Raw genomic sequence first — 15,605 nt, 5'->3', positions numbered from 1 at the left:
CTCCTCGCAATGACATAATCTTATTTATCCACCTTTACTACTTGGAGTTAGCGTAGCAACCAGGAAAGCACTAACAGCAATAACAGAATTCCCGCCACACCCTGCCAGAAACGCCGCGGCTCCTGGCGGCTCTCTTCCCGATTGGGCAGCCGCCCGAGCGGCACCCTAAGCGCATGCAAAAACTCAGACATACGCCTAAACCGCAACGCCCTTTGTGGATCCAAGGCGCGGCGTAGTGCATCGTCTAATTCCTGGGAGATTTCAGGATTGGTTGTTCGCGCACTACGATAGGTCAACTCTTCGAGGTCGGTATGGCTGCGCAGCCTGTTGGGTGTCAGTGTGTAAGGTAACGCGCCGGTCAAAAGCCAGTAAGTAGTGGAGGCTAGCGAGTACTGATCACTACGCCGACCGATGCTGTCGCCCAAGGCATACTCAGGTGCGCTGTGTTCGTTAAAGCCAATCTGCCTGAGCAACTCACCTGAGTGGCGATGCCCTTCCCCATCACGCATATGGCAGGCACTAAAATCGGTGAGCACGAGCTTGCCATGTGGGTCGATCAAAATATTATCGGGATTGATCTGCTGATGAATAATGTCCCGATGATGCAGCGCTTGCACCGCTTTACCCAACTGATTGGCAATGTCCAGGCGCTGGGTCAAGCTGGCTTGAGGATGGCGCTCTGCCCACTGTCGCAGCGTCTCGCCTTCAATATGCTGCATCAGATAATAGAGGTAGCGTCGTGGCCGAGATGGCTCCATCACCTTAACCACAAAGGGCGAGTTAACCCGCTCCACTACCCACTGCTGGAGCAGAAAGTGCTCAAGATAGGCATTGCGCAACGAGAGCTCGGGGCTGGGCGCTTTCATGACCATTTCCCGTTCGCTATGCACATCACGGACACGGTACACCCGCGACTGCGCCGTTCGCGATAGCACGGCGAGAACCTCCAGGCCATCTAAACGCTCACCCGGCGCCAGCTCAGGGGGAATGGGTAGATCACCGTAGAGCTGCCCCGGGTGCTCGGCGACCTCATCGGGTAATTCATCGATACGTACCAGCTGAAAGCAGAACTGATCACCGCCATAGCCACGCTCCTGGGCGCGCTGCTTCGCCTCATCAGCTAGCCGCTCGCAGGCGGCATCCAGATCACTGGCATCCTGGCGAATCAAGCGCACATAGTCGGAAGGTAGCAGCGTGCCGCGCACGCCCTGGGTAGTAAACAGGAACAGATCGCCCTGCTTAAGCGCAATGTGGGTGTAATCGATATCGACACTGCCATCCAGACCCAGTGCCCGTGAAGGGTAACGATAGCCGCCTAAATCAGTCACATGGTCGCGGCTTAGCTGTTCAAACTCGGCACCCCGTAAGCGAAAGACCAGCGTATCCCCCATATGGAACAGGTGGGCTTCACGGCCACGAAACACCATCGCCGACATGGATGAAACAAAACTCCCCTCTTTCACATGCTGGCTTTGGCTGTAGCACCAGCTATTAAGCGCGCGCAGTACGCGGGTGGCAGAGGTTTTTACGTCCCAGTGATCGGGGGTGGAGAAGTAATCGGCCAGGAAGCCGCGCACGCTGATATCACCGGCCTGTTTGGCCATGGTATTGCGTGAAATGGAGTCGCTGATCACCGCACAGCCGCCTTTGGCGCGAAGCAGCGGCGCTTCAGGAAAGCGAACTGACATTGAGCTGCGATGCAGGCGCCGATCGGGCGCGACAAACGCTTGACCATAACTAATGAGCAACTGGGCGTGCGACAAGTCATCCTCCTAGGCTGCCGACTCGATCGAGGGACATCACTGCCAACCAATAGCGCTATGATACACGCAGCGGAACAGAAACGATGCCCACCAAACGTCTCTATCGTATTCGTCCAAATGGCAGGACATATGAATGATCACCCACGAACAACCTATGTCGCATTGGTAATCGTGCAGTCATGTTCGTATAATTCTCCGCCATAAACGACTCTGACACGTTTGCCTAACCACGGCACGACTCTAGCCACAGCACTACCAAGGAATCAACGATGAACTTCGATAATATCCCTGCTGGAAAGGATCTCCCCAACGACGTTTACGTGGTGATCGAAATTCCAGCCAACCACGACCCGATCAAATATGAAATTGATAAGGACATGGGCGCGCTACTCGTTGACCGCTTTATGGCCACTCCCATGTTCTACCCCGCCAATTACGGCTTTATCCCGCATACCCTCGCCGACGATGGCGATGCGCTGGACGCCTTGGTGGTTACCCCGCACCCGGTTCAACCTGGCAGCATTATTCGCGCGCGCCCGGTAGGCATTCTGAACATGACCGACGAAGCCGGTGAAGATGCGAAGTTGATCTGCGTACCTCACGCCAAGCTAAGCTCGCTCTATGACGATATTCATGAAGTTACCGACCTGCCTGAGCTACTGCGCCAGCAGATTGCGCACTTCTTCGAGAACTACAAAGATCTTGAGAAAGGTAAATGGGTAAAAGTCGAGTCCTGGGAAGGCGCAGACGCTGCTCGCAAGGCGATCGAGAAGTCCGTTACCGCCTATCAAAAAGCGTAACCATTGCATTGCGGTGAGTTTTTTGCCGCCAATGGGGATACAAGGCCGCCTTCGGGCGGTCTTTTTATAGCTGCAGGATTAAGTCACTGTTAGGGGCCGCGTCACGTCACCGCAGCGTATACGCCAAGGACTAAAGGTTGCGGTATGCTGTTAGGGCCTGTTGACGTTTCACTCACGGCCGCGCTGGTGCCCATTTTTATTCGCGGCAAGGCAGGAGGAGAGACGTTTGGTGATTCCAAATGAACGACGACTAACGCCGCCGAGGGTAAAAACGGGCCCAGCCCTACGGGTTGCACCATAAAGCGCGCCATACGGCGTTGCAAAACTTGAAAAGGGAACCACCCTTCCCCGCGTTTTGCGCCTTGTCTGGCGCGCTTTATGGTTCAACGCGGTTCGCGATGAAACATCAACAGGCCCTAGCCTTTCATTGCGATGCCATTGATTAAGGACGCACCGTGTTATCTCTTAAACGCCTGAGCCTGTTTACATTATTGATTTTCTTTCTTGGCTTGCTACCGCTAAGTGCAAACGCCCAATGGTTTTCATCGTCTAGCAACCAAGACGAATTTTTGCCGGTTATGGAAGCCTTTCAGCCGACTGCTTGGCATGATGGCGATACGCTCTATATCGGCATGGATATCGCAGATGAGTACTACCTATATCGCCACCAGTTCGCGGTAGTCAGCCAAACGGAGGATGTCAGTCTCGGCGACCCCATTATCCCCCAAGGCATCTTTACCAACGATGAGTTTATGGGCGATGTGTATGTGTTCCGCGATCAGGTAGTGTTTGAAGTACCGCTGAAAGCACCCTACTCAGGCCCGCTCAATATTGCCCTGACCTTTCAAGGCTGCGCAGATGCCGGGCTCTGCTACCCTCCAGAGCAAACAACCCTAGAGGCCAGCGAAACCCAACCCCCCAGCCAGTTTTCCGATTGGCAAGCCGATAGTACGGCATCTAGTCCAGCAGCCAACACTTCAGCCGCTAACACCTCTGAACAGAATGGTTTCGCCGCCCCCAAAAGCGAAGATAGCCGCTTTAGCGCCTTGATTAGCGATGCTAGCCTACCACTGGCGCTGGGGCTGTTTTTTATTGCCGGCCTGGGGCTTACCTTTACCCCCTGCGTGCTGCCGATGATTCCAATCTTGTCATCGATCGTGGTTGGCCAGAACCCCACACGCCCCCGCGCCTTTGCCCTTTCGTTAAGCTATGTGCTCGGCATGGCGCTGACCTACGCCCTGGTCGGGGTGTTAATGGGGTTGTTTGGCGCCGGGCTTAATCTTCAGGCGCGACTGCAGTCAGCACCGGTATTGATCATCTTTGCAGTACTCTTCACGCTCTTTGCCCTGGCCATGTTTGGGGCATTTAACCTCAATCTGTCGCCTCGTTTAGCCAACCGTGTTGACGCTTGGCAGGCACGCGCTCAGCGCAGTGGCCCGGCCGGCCTAGCGCTGGCTGGCGCCCTCTCGGTATTGGTGGTATCGCCCTGTGTAACGGCGCCTTTGGCCGGCGCGCTGGTGTTTATCTCTTCAACAGGGGATGCCGCGATGGGCGGCGCGGTGCTGTTTGCGCTGGGCATGGGCATGGGCGTGCCACTGCTTTTGGTCGGTACCTTTGGCGCCACGCTGCTGCCCCGTTCCGGCGCCTGGATGAACGGCGTAAAAATTGCCTTTGGCCTTTTACTGTTGGGCGTAGCGATTTGGATGGTCGAGCGTTTAGTGTCCGCGCCTATTGCGCTGCTGCTATGGGCAGCCCTTGCGATCGGCACGGCACTGGCACTTGGGGCGCTGAATTTCAATCAGCCGCAGGGGTGGCCGCGGGCACGCCAAACGCTGGGGCTTATGCTGCTAGCTTGGGGGATAGTGTTGGTGATTGGCGCCGCTCAGGGGGGTAGTAACCCCTTGCGCCCCCTTGCGGCAACCTCCAGCATTTCCGGCGAACCTCAGGCAGAAGCACTCGACTTCATCGAGGTAAACAGCTTAACTGAGCTTGATGCGGCTATTGCACAAGCTGAAGACGCCAACCAGCCCGTCTTTGTCCACTTTACCGCCGACTGGTGTATTTCGTGCAAGCTGCTGGAGCGGGATGTTTACCCCGACCCGCAGGTCGTCGCAGCGCTTAATGATTACACCTTGATCGCCGCCGACGTCACCCGCACGGACTCTCAAAGTCGCGAGTTGCTCAACCAATATAATCTTTTCGGCCCACCCAGCCTGCTCTTTTTCAGCCAGGGTGAGGAGATTCGCGATGCACGCATTCAAGGCGAAGTGACCGCCGATCAGTTGCGCGAACATCTGGAGTCAGTTAGCCAGTGGCTAGCAAATAGCTAAGCTCAAACCCTATGCTGGCTACTCATTGAGGCACTAAAGCCGCTTTCTGACGCGAACATCGTCAAACAGTTGTTTAATTCTTAACTACATGATGGCTTGGACGTTGGCGTAGGCAGTTGCTGGACATCCTGGCACTTTTTCGGCAAACTCCGCTCCCATATTAGCTAAAAACTTGCTTTTTTAACGGTGAGAACGGGGTAACGTTCGCTAACATGCAGCGTTCTCTTCATTTTTAAATTTGGTTTACTGCGCAACGTACGCGCCATAAAGAGCTTCCTGCACTTATGCTCGCGCGCTTTGTGACTACCTTTTATGACATTGATGGGGCTATGCCATGGATATCCGCAAAGTTAAGAAACTGATTGAGCTACTCGAAGAGTCCAATATTAGCGAGATTGAAATTCAGGAAGGCGAAGAGTCAGTCCGCATCAGCCGTCACCCTAATGGCGCTTCGTGGCAGCCACAGCCGATGCCGCAATATGCGCAGCAACCTGGCTATGCGCCTGCTCCCCCCGCAGCGGGCGCTCCAGCATCAGCACCGGCTGCTGAAGCAGAGCCTCAGGGCGCAAGCTACCGTGGCGAGGCAGTCAACTCTCCCATGGTAGGCACCTTCTACCGCAGCCCAGCGCCGGGCGCCAAATCGTTTGTGGAAGTCGGCGATAGCGTCAAACAAGGTGACACTGTATGCATCATTGAAGCCATGAAAATGATGAACCAGATTGAAGCTGACCGTGACGGTGTAGTGGAAGCCATCCTGGTGGAAGATGGCGAGCCTGTAGAATTCGATCAACCCATGATCGTTATCGCTTAATCTTTCATTTTCAACACGGGTGGACTCTCCCATGCTGGACAAGGTACTTATCGCCAACCGCGGCGAGATTGCCCTCCGTATCCTACGGGCCTGTAAAGAACTCGGCATCAAAACCGTAGCGGTACACTCCAAAGCTGATCGTGAACTGATGCACGTTCGCCTGGCGGATGAAGCCGTGTGTATTGGCCCGGCATCGTCAGCGCAGTCTTACTTAAACATTCCGGCCCTAATTAGTGCAGCCGAAGTCACCGACTCGACCGCCATTCACCCCGGCTATGGCTTTTTGTCTGAAAACGCCAACTTTGCTGAACAGGTTGAGCGCTCAGGCTTTACCTTTATTGGCCCCCGCGCCGAGACGATTCGTCTGATGGGCGACAAAGTCAGCGCCATCCAGTCGATGAAGGAAGCGGGCGTTCCCACGGTGCCAGGCTCAGACGGTCCCTTGGGTGATGATGACGCAACGAATCTCGCCACGGCACGTCGCATTGGCTACCCGGTGATCATTAAGGCTGCCTCTGGCGGCGGCGGTCGTGGTATGCGCGTGGTGCACACTGAAGGCCATCTGCTTTCAGCGATTACCGTTACTCGCACTGAAGCCCACGCCGCCTTCGGTGACGGCACGGTCTACATGGAAAAATTCCTTGAGAAGCCGCGCCACGTCGAAGTACAAGTATTAGCCGACGGCCAGGGTAACGCGATCCATCTTTATGACCGCGACTGCTCGCTGCAACGTCGTCACCAGAAAGTGCTTGAAGAAGCCCCGGCACCAGGCCTTGACCCAGACGCCCGCGCCCAGGTGCTTGAAGCGTGCCGCCAGGCATGTATCAAGATCAACTACCGTGGTGCGGGCACCTTCGAATTCTTGTATGAAGACGGTGAATACTTCTTCATCGAGATGAATACCCGCGTTCAGGTCGAGCACCCGGTCACCGAAATGGTCACTGGCGTGGATATCGTCAAAGAGCAGCTGCGTATTGCCTCAGGCCTGCCGCTGTCGATTCGCCAGGAAGATGTGCAGCTCAACGGCCACTCCTTCGAATGCCGTATTAACGCCGAAGACTCGCGCACCTTTATGCCGTCTCCCGGCAAGGTAACGCTGTTCCACGCACCCGGTGGCCTCGGCGTGCGGATGGATTCCCATCTCTATACCGGCTACACCGTGCCGCCGCACTATGATTCTCTGATCGGCAAGCTGATCAGTTGGGGCGCGGATCGTGAAATAGCCCTGACACGGATGCGTAACGCCCTCGACGAGCTGCTGGTGGAAGGCATTAAAACCAATATCGACTTACAAAAGGATTTGGTTCGCGACAGCTACTTCCGTCAAGGCGGTGTCAACATTCACTACCTGGAAAAGAAACTCGGCAGCTAATGCAGCAGCCAAGCGCTTTCCAGCGCACTGTGTGATACCCAGCGGGGTGGCCATGTCCACCCCGTCCTTGTCTTTACTTCATGTGTCTGTACTGTATTTGTCTTTAATTCGCCTTGCGGAGAACCTCCATGCCCTGGCTTCAACTCAAAGCCCACGTCGCCCCCGAACAGGCAGAGTTCCTAGAAGAACTACTGCTTGACGAAGGCGCAACGGCTATTGGTCTTCAGGATGCCCACGATGATCCGGTATTTGAGCCAGAGCGTGGCACCACACCGCTGTGGGAAGATACCATCCTTACCGGCTTATACGATGACCTGGAGGGGGTCGAGAGCATGCTGGAGCGTATCGAGGCCGCCTGGTCAGAGCAGATGCCTGGAGAGCCCTGCCCGACCATCGAGTATGAGCTGCTCGCTGATCGAGATTGGGAGCGCGAGTGGATGGATGACTTCACGCCGCTGCGCATGGGTCAACGCCTGTGGATTGTACCCAGCTGGCACGAACCACCCGAGGCCGACGCCGTTAACCTGATACTCGACCCGGGCCTCGCCTTTGGTACCGGTACGCACCCCACCACAGCGCTGTGTCTTGAGTGGCTGGATGAGCTGGCCGTAACCGGTCACCTAGCTCAGCAAACCGTACTGGATGTGGGCTGCGGTTCTGGCATTCTCGCTATCGCCGCGCTCAAACTGGGCGCTAGCCACGCCGACGCCACCGACATTGATCCCCAGGCGCTGCAGGCCAGCCGAGACAACGCCGAACGGAATGGTATTGCCGAGTCGAACCTAAACCTCTACTACCCTGAGCAGTTAAGCGACGGCGGTGACTATCCTATCGTAACCGCCAATATTTTAGCGGGGCCGCTGGTCGAACTAGCGCCAATGATTGCCGGACACGTGGCGCCAGGTGGGCGCATTGCGCTATCGGGGGTGTTGGCAAACCAGGCCAATGAGGTTTACGAGGCCTATGCAGCGCAAGGCATTGCTATGGATGAACCGGTGATTCGCGAAGGCTGGGTGCGGCTTAGTGGCTTGCGTCCACGTTAAAGCGGCAATTGGCCTTCACCCCACCACCGAGTAGGCGTATCATACGCCTCCTTGAAACGCCTACTCGCCGTTAGCACTGCACCCATAGCTTAAAACCAACAAAGTCTGACGCCATGACGTTAACCACACTACCTGCCAGCATTGGCCCGTTTGCATTACCTAATCGAGTAATGCTTGCGCCCATGGCTGGCGTCACTGACCGACCTTTTCGCCAGCTATGTCGGCGGCTTGGGGCTGGCTGGGTAGTGGGCGAAATGGTCACTTCAGACCCTAGTTTGTGGCATACTCGCAAATCGCAGCTGCGCATGGATCACCGCGGTGAACCTGACCCGCGAGTGGTGCAAATTGCCGGAGGCGACGCTGAAATGCTCGCCCAGGCGGCGCGCTTGAATGCCGAGCTGGGCGCCCAGATTATCGATATCAATATGGGCTGCCCAGCTAAAAAAGTATGTAACAAGGCGGCAGGGTCGGCGCTCCTTCGAGATGAAGCCTTGGTGGCCGAAATTCTCGATGCAGTAGTGGCAGCAGTTGATATACCCGTGACGCTAAAAATACGCACGGGCTGGTGTGCCGAATCCAACAACGCCCTGCGCATTGCCCGGCTCGCCGAGTCAGCCGGCATTCAATCGTTAGCGATACATGGCCGTCATCGCCAGCAGCGCTATACTGGAAAAGCAGAGTACGACACAATTGCCGAGATTAAGTCGCACCTATCGATCCCGGTGATTGCCAACGGCGACATAACAAGTCCGGAAAAAGCCGCCGAGGTACTCGCTTATACCGGCGCTGATGCCGTGATGGTAGGCCGCGCTGCGCAGGGCAACCCATGGATATTTCAACAGATCAGCCACTACCTCCAGCATGGAGAGCGGATGGCACTGCCAAGTCTTTCGGAGCGTCACCAAGTGCTCCATGGGCACGTTGAGGCGCTGCATGAGTTCTATGGCACCACCATGGGTGTACGTATCACGCGCAAGCATGTCGGCTGGTACCTCAGCGATGACCAACGCTTTACGCCGCCCCAACAGCGCGCGCTTAAGCAGCAGTTCAATGCGTTAGCGTCACCTGAAACGCAATTTGATTGGATCAACGACGCGATGGCCCCCGGCGCCGCCTCGCGTTTGCTAGCCAAAGGAAACCATGCTGCATGACCGAACGCGATCTTCTCTCTAGCGACACCTATTCAAGCGATAGCTATTCCAATGATGTCGGCTCCAGCGATAGTTACTCCCATTTAGCAGGCACGCTAGCGGATCCTGCAGCCAACTCACCGCCGCAGCCGCTTCGGGAGGCAGTGGAAACGGCCATGCGACGCTACTTTGAACATTTAGATGGCAGCCAGGCGACCGATCTATACGCCATGGTGATGGCCGAAGTTGAGGCGCCTTTACTTGCCTGCGTCTTGGAGCACACCGACGGCAATCAGACCCGTGCCGCCGATGCGCTAGGGCTAAACCGTGGCACCCTGCGCAAAAAACTCAAGCTATACGGACTTATCGAAGGTGACGCCCCATAACCAGGGGCGTTGTTGTTTTTAATTCTCGACTCTGCACACGAGCACTCTAATGGCTGATACCCCTCTCATGGCTGATAATCCTTCCCTGACTGACAGCAACGCCACTCCCGTCCGCCGCGCCCTGCTGAGCGTTTCTGATAAAACCGGCATTGTGGAATTTGCTCGGGGCCTCACTGAGCACGGTGTTGAACTCCTCTCCACTGGTGGCACCTTCCGTCTACTGCAAGAAAATGCTATTGCCGTGAAAGAAGTGTCTGAGCACACAGGCTTCCCCGAAATCATGGATGGCCGCGTTAAAACGCTGCACCCGAAAATTCACGGCGGCATCTTGGCTCGTCGCGGCCAGGATGATGCAGTCATGGCTGAGAACGATATCACGCCGATCGACATGGTGGTGGTCAATCTCTACCCCTTTGCCGCCACGGTAGCCAAGCCCGATTGCACACTTGAAGATGCTATCGAGAATATCGATATCGGCGGCCCCACCATGGTTCGCGCCTGCGCCAAAAATCACGCCTACACCACGATCGTCGTCAATAGCAATGACTACGCGCGAGTGCTGGGCGAGCTGGCCGCCCAAGATGGTCAGGTCAGTAGCGCTACGCGCTTTGACTTAGCGGTTAAAGCCTTTGAGCACACCGCCGGTTATGACTGCGCGATTGCTGACTACCTAGGCCGTAAGGTCAATGCCGCTGATGAAGCGTTCCCACGCACCTTTAACCTGCAGCTCGAGAAAAAGCAGGATATGCGGTACGGCGAAAACCCGCACCAAAAGGCAGCTTTCTACGTTGCCCCCCAGGCAAGCGAACCCAGCGTTGCCACGGCAAAAATGCTTCAGGGCAAACCCCTCTCGTATAACAATGTGGCCGATACCGACGCCGCCTTTGAGTGCGTAAAAGCCTTTAGTGAGACGGCCTGCGTCATTGTTAAGCACGCCAACCCCTGCGGCGTCGCCATTGGCGCCACCGCCTTAGCCGCTTACGACAAAGCCTTTGCCACCGACCCTACCAGCGCGTTTGGCGGCATTATCGCTTTCAATAAGCCATTGGACGCCGAAACCGCCCAGGCGATTGTTGACCGCCAGTTTGTCGAGGTGATTATTGCCCCAGGCGTCAGCGACGAAGCGGCCGCCATTGTGGCAAATAAGCAAAACGTACGCTTGTTGGACGTCAGCGCTCACTGGCCCGGCGAGCAGCAGCCTGCGCTGGATTTTAAGCGCGTCAACGGCGGTTTGCTGGTACAAGAGCGCGACGACGGCATGGTCACCCGCGACGAATTGACCGTGGTCAGTCAGCGCGCTCCCAGCGAGCAGGAACTGCGTGACCTTGCTTTTGCTTGGCGGGTAGCTAAATTCGTTAAGTCCAACGCCATTGTGTATGCCAAAGAGGGCCAAACGGTGGGCGTTGGCGCGGGTCAAATGAGCCGTGTTTATTCGGCTAAAATTGCAGGCATCAAGGCCGCAGACGAAGGCCTTTCGGTTCCCGGCTCGGTGATGGCGTCTGATGCTTTCTTCCCTTTCCGTGACGGCATCGATGCTGCCGCAGCGGCAGGTATTACCGCGGTTATTCAGCCCGGTGGTTCCATGCGTGATCAGGAAGTGATCGACGCCGCCAACGAAGCAGGCATTGCCATGGTATTTACCGGTATGCGCCACTTCCGCCACTAAGTCCGCTAAATAACCCAGATTAGAAACACAAAGCCCCTTAGGCGCTCTTTTGATAGGAGCATGCCTAAGGGGCTTTCTTACTATCATCAATAAACGCTAATCAATCACTGCCTATCGACTCAATATCGAGTTTCTAGCCAATATTGAGCCTTTCAGCCCAGATCAATACACAGATACTTGGTTTCCAGATACTCTTCCAAGCCCTGATGACCACCTTCGCGGCCTAGGCCCGAGGCTTTTACCCCACCAAAGGGCGCAGCAGCGTTAGAAATGGCGCCAGTATTAATACCCACCATACCGTACTCCAGCGCCTCGGCGACACGCCATACGCGCGCAAGATCACGGGAGTAGAAATAAGACGCCAGGCCATACTGGGTATCGTTGGCCATCTCAATAGCGGTCTCTTCATCATCAAACGGGAAGACAGCAGCTAGCGGGCCAAAGGTCTCTTCGTGGGCCACCTTCATCTTGTCAGTGGCAAAACTGATCAGCGTAGGCGTGAAGAAATTACCGCCCAGCGGGTGCGGATGCCCACCTAACAGCAGCTCAGCGCCATTATCAATGGCGTCCTGCACATGCTCACTGACTTTCTTAACAGCATTTTCATCGATAAGCGGCCCAATATTAATATTGGGCTTGGTGCCATCACCCACATGCAGCTCGCTGTTCATGGCAACAGCCAGCTTTTCACAAAAGGCGTTAATTACACTGGACTGAACCAGGAAGCGATTAGTGCAGACACAGGTTTGCCCGGCGTTACGGAATTTAGCGGCCATGGCGCCTTCCACAGCGGCGTCTAAATCGGCATCCTCAAACACGATAAAGGGCGCATTGCCGCCTAGCTCTAGCGATATTTTTTGGATATGTTCCGCCGCTTGGGCCATCAGCTTGCGCCCCACTTCAGTCGAACCCGTAAAGGTGATCTTGCGCACTTTGGGAGATTGGGTCATCGCTTGGGCAATATCGCTAGCGCTACCTGGCACCACATTAAAGACACCGCGTGGGATGCCTGCCCGCTCAGCCAACAGCGCCAAGGCTGTTGCGGAAAACGGCGTTTGGCTAGCGGGCTTCACCACTATCGTGCAGCCAGCAGCCAATGCAGCCCCGGCTTTACGGGTAATCATCGCCGCAGGGAAATTCCAGGGCGTGATCGCACCAACAACACCGACTGGCTGCTTGGCAACCACAATGCGTTGATTGGCGTTAGCCGCGGGAATCGTTTCGCCATAAACGCGCCGCGCCTCTTCGGCAAACCAGCGTAAGAAGCTGGCTGCATAGGCAATTTCGCCCGCGGCTTCTTTAAGTGGCTTGCCCTGCTCAAATGTCATCAGCATGGCTAAATCCTGCTGATGCTCCAACATCAGGTCGTGCCACTTCATCAGCAAGTCAGCGCGTTCTTGAGCAGTCAACGCCCGCCAAGCCGGTAGCGCAGCGTCCGCCGCATCAATGGCCCGCTCGGTTTCGGCTTTACCCAAGCGAGGTATATCGCCAATCGCTTCACCGGTGGCCGGATTCAATACCGTGATCTGCTCACCGCTATCTGCCGCGACCCAACTGCCGTCAATATAGGCAAAGGGGCAATATAGCTGTGTTTCTTTAAGCGCTTCCATGACAGGCTCCTGACCAAAAATGATGGCCTTGTAGGCTCATTAACGTCTTCATGCTAAGACGAAACACCCCTTTAAACCAAATTTACGGCGTGCATAATCGGTCAATGACAACCGTACACGTTAGCTAATGAGCATTAAAAATTCTTGCCGGGTTGCTTGGTTTTGACGAAATCCACCCAGCATGACAGACGATGTCATGCTGGAGTTTTGCTTCTCCACGCCACGCATCATCATGCAGAGGTGCCGCGCTTCAATAACCACAGCAACGCCCTTTGCCTCGGTCACTTCCTGCACCGCCTCTGCAATCTCGCGGGTTAGGTTCTCCTGAATCTGCATACGGCGAGCATACATATCGACGATTCTGGCAAATTTAGATAACCCCAACACTTTGCCGTTAGGCAAATAGGCGATATGGCATTTGCCTATGAACGGTAACAGGTGGTGCTCGCACATTGAGTAGAGCTCAATGTCTTTTACCAACACCATCTCATCCGTTTGCGACTCAAACACCGCCCCATTGATAATGTCGTCCAATGACTGAGTGTAGCCCGCATTGAGAAACTGCATGGCCTTGGCCGCACGTTTAGGCGTATCTCGCAGACCTTCCCGGGCGGGGTCTTCGCCAAGTGCTGAGATTATCTGGCGGTAGTGCTCGGCGATATCATCGGACATATTTAGCCTCATCAATAGCTATCTCAAAAACGATGCGCAATCGCTTCCAGGTGGTCACCAAGGTCATCCCCTTTTGCGCATGAAAAAGTAACATCATTATTAGGAGGACATTAATCAGCATCATCCACCACCTTCATTGTACAAAAGGTATACTTTAAAAAAGCACTGCACAATGAGTATTAAGCAAAGAGTGCATTTTACCGCATCTAGGCTGCCTGTGGCTCCCCAGGCTTTGTACGAAAACTGCTGGCCCTCACTCAGGGGCTTTTTTGCGCAGCCTTGAACTGCGTCAGAGCGCCGCGCCACTCAATTTGTCCCCCCAATGCCTGTGATATAATAAAGCGTTTTTATTTAACTGCCTTTATTGCAGGCGCCAACATTGAGAGCTCGCCATGTCATTCAAGCCAACGCCTTTGTGGTTAACTGCCCTTGCAGCCCCCTTTCTTGCTACACCGCTCTTGGCTACCGCTGCAGACGCTACACTTTCGCTGCCCAATGAAGCAACCGTCGGCGTAGAGGTTGTGGAAGAGCTTGCGTTTGAATCAAACCAAACGCGCCTTAACGATATTTTGCTACACCCTACTCAGGCTGCTAGCGCCTCACACTCTTTACCGGAATACTGCGTTATCGTAGGCAGGGCGCAACGGGTTGATGAGCGCATTCGCGTTACCACCCAAGAGGCGACCTGTATTGAAACACACGACGCTGACAGCGATATTTTCACTGGCGAATTTAGCGCCAGCGCTTATGGCGAAGATGGCCAATATGGTATCGCCTGCGAAGGTTCACAGTGCGCACTCTCCCCTGGTCAGACATTCCTTCTCACACTGGATCAACCCGTAGAGATTGAAGAACTGGACAATCCGTCTGCAGAGCTTAACGAACAGCGTCGCCAAGCAGACGGAGAAGGTATTGCCAACCCTGTGCCGCGCGACGAAGCCGTGCCTGATTGACCTTGTTCTAATATCGCCATAACAAGTCAGTGGTGGGCTGAAAGCTCATTACGCCAGCCAGCGTGGGTTCTCTAACTGCAGGCACTGCTGCTCTAATTGGCGGATATGCTGATCCCAGTAGCCACTATCCGCCAGCCAGGGGAACGCCCGAGGAAAAGCGGGATCCTCCCAACGTGATACCAGCCACGCTGAGTGCCTGATCAGCCGATAACTCCTAAGCGGCTCGATAAGCGCCATCTGCTCGCTAGGAAACGGGCACGTCTCTTCATACCCTTCGGTAATTTCACTTAACTGCGATCGCCATCCCTGCGGGTCATCGGTGGGCAGTAGCATCCAAATATCCTGCATGGCGGGCGCCATGGTGCAGTCGTCAAAATCGACTAGGGTAAACTGCTCGTCACGCCCCAGCACATTCCCCAAATGGCAGTCGCCATGGCAGCGAATCATGCTGCTGGCGGGCACATTATGTTTTAGGAGCTGCTGGTGAACCTTTTCGATCACACGGTCATAGGCCCGGCGCTGATGACGGCTCATCCAATTGCTGGCCAGCACGCGCTGCTGAGCATCAAGAATACCGCTCGCCATTTCTAAACGCGGGCGATGCTGAAAGGTTTTTTTAGCTGACACTTGGTGCAACCGCCCCAGCAACTCCCCCATGGCAAATAGGTGCGATGGATTATCAAGCTCTGGCGCCTGGCCGGGGCAATGGGGGAACAGCGTAAACCGAAAGCCCTTAAAATAGTGTAAAGACGCCCCCGCCTTATCACGCCAAGGGGCAACGACCGACACCTGTTGATCTACCAGCTCCTGCAGAAAATCATGCTCTTCCTGAATCGCACTGTCTGACCAACGATCAGGCCGATAAAACTTAACAATCCAGTTCTTGCCATCGTCATCGCGAAATAGCAGTACACGGTTTTCATAGCTATTTAGCGCAAAAGGCTCGCCTGCAGGCCAAATATCCAGCGACTCCACTGCAGACATCACTAAATCAGGCGAAAGAGAGCTAAACGGGTGTGACATAGGCCACTCCTGGGTTGGCGAAAGAGCTAATGAATAAGCGAAAAGA

The 15,605-nt window shown here is 55.2% G+C and carries 13 protein-coding genes; 9 read left to right on the top strand and 4 right to left on the bottom strand.

Annotated features, from left to right (window positions below):
- Positions 1-47: 47 nt before the first annotated feature.
- Positions 48-1,763, bottom strand: a complete 1,716-nt coding sequence (locus tag HALTITAN_RS06120; protein ID WP_009286572.1) for a bifunctional protein-serine/threonine kinase/phosphatase — start codon at positions 1,761-1,763, stop codon at positions 48-50.
- A 269-nt stretch (positions 1,764-2,032) separates the two neighbouring features.
- Between HALTITAN_RS06120 and ppa the strand changes: the two genes are divergently transcribed.
- The 8 genes from ppa to purH all read left to right on the top strand — a co-directional run bounded on the left by ppa (position 2,033) and on the right by purH (position 11,301).
- Positions 2,033-2,563 (top strand): inorganic diphosphatase, encoded by a 531-nt coding sequence (ppa, locus tag HALTITAN_RS06115; protein WP_009286571.1) that lies wholly within the window; start codon positions 2,033-2,035, stop codon positions 2,561-2,563.
- Positions 2,564-3,018: 455 nt separating this feature from the next.
- On the top strand, positions 3,019-4,893 hold the full coding sequence (gene dsbD / locus HALTITAN_RS06110) for a protein-disulfide reductase DsbD (protein ID WP_027959285.1): 1,875 nt from the start codon (positions 3,019-3,021) through the stop codon (positions 4,891-4,893).
- 334 nt (positions 4,894-5,227) lie between these two features.
- Complete coding sequence (gene accB / locus HALTITAN_RS06105) at positions 5,228-5,704, top strand: acetyl-CoA carboxylase biotin carboxyl carrier protein (RefSeq protein WP_022523657.1); 477 nt, start codon at positions 5,228-5,230, stop codon at positions 5,702-5,704.
- Between the two features lie 31 nt (positions 5,705-5,735).
- On the top strand, positions 5,736-7,076 hold the full coding sequence (gene accC / locus HALTITAN_RS06100; RefSeq protein WP_027959283.1) for an acetyl-CoA carboxylase biotin carboxylase subunit: 1,341 nt from the start codon (positions 5,736-5,738) through the stop codon (positions 7,074-7,076).
- 128 nt (positions 7,077-7,204) lie between these two features.
- Entirely contained in the window at positions 7,205-8,119 is a 915-nt protein-coding gene (gene prmA / locus HALTITAN_RS06095; protein ID WP_027959282.1) for a 50S ribosomal protein L11 methyltransferase, read from the top strand.
- Positions 8,120-8,232: 113 nt separating this feature from the next.
- Positions 8,233-9,270, top strand: coding sequence for a tRNA dihydrouridine synthase DusB (gene dusB / locus HALTITAN_RS06090; protein ID WP_083868715.1), 1,038 nt, complete (start codon positions 8,233-8,235; stop codon positions 9,268-9,270).
- Positions 9,267-9,635 (top strand): DNA-binding transcriptional regulator Fis, encoded by a 369-nt coding sequence (gene fis / locus HALTITAN_RS06085; protein ID WP_022523661.1) that lies wholly within the window; start codon positions 9,267-9,269, stop codon positions 9,633-9,635. Before dusB ends, fis begins: the two co-directional genes overlap by 4 nt.
- Before the next feature lie 49 nt (positions 9,636-9,684).
- A complete protein-coding gene (purH, locus tag HALTITAN_RS06080; protein ID WP_009286569.1) occupies positions 9,685-11,301 on the top strand; it encodes a bifunctional phosphoribosylaminoimidazolecarboxamide formyltransferase/IMP cyclohydrolase in 1,617 nt (538 codons plus the stop codon).
- Between the two features lie 152 nt (positions 11,302-11,453).
- Here the strand turns inward: purH and HALTITAN_RS06075 are convergent, their stop codons facing one another.
- Positions 11,454-12,911: an NAD-dependent succinate-semialdehyde dehydrogenase gene (locus HALTITAN_RS06075; protein WP_022523663.1), complete on the bottom strand. Its 1,458-nt coding sequence runs from the start codon at positions 12,909-12,911 to the stop codon at positions 11,454-11,456.
- Positions 12,912-13,031: 120 nt separating this feature from the next.
- Complete coding sequence (gene folE, locus HALTITAN_RS06070) at positions 13,032-13,583, bottom strand: GTP cyclohydrolase I FolE (RefSeq protein WP_022523664.1); 552 nt, start codon at positions 13,581-13,583, stop codon at positions 13,032-13,034.
- A 392-nt stretch (positions 13,584-13,975) separates the two neighbouring features.
- Here folE and HALTITAN_RS06065 point away from each other — a divergent pair, with 392 nt between their 5' ends.
- Complete coding sequence (locus tag HALTITAN_RS06065) at positions 13,976-14,536, top strand: hypothetical protein (RefSeq protein ID WP_009286567.1); 561 nt, start codon at positions 13,976-13,978, stop codon at positions 14,534-14,536.
- Positions 14,537-14,584: 48 nt separating this feature from the next.
- Here the strand turns inward: HALTITAN_RS06065 and HALTITAN_RS06060 are convergent, their stop codons facing one another.
- Positions 14,585-15,559 carry a serine/threonine protein kinase gene (locus HALTITAN_RS06060; RefSeq protein ID WP_009286566.1) on the bottom strand — a complete coding sequence of 325 codons (975 nt, stop codon included), beginning with the start codon at positions 15,557-15,559 and terminating at the stop codon, positions 14,585-14,587.
- Positions 15,560-15,605: the final 46 nt, after the last annotated feature.

Source organism: Vreelandella titanicae BH1, assembly GCF_000336575.1.
Taxonomy (GTDB): Bacteria; Pseudomonadota; Gammaproteobacteria; order Pseudomonadales; family Halomonadaceae; genus Vreelandella; species Vreelandella titanicae.
Note: the sequence above shows the minus strand (reverse complement) of the source record. Positions and strands in the feature narration are given on the sequence as shown.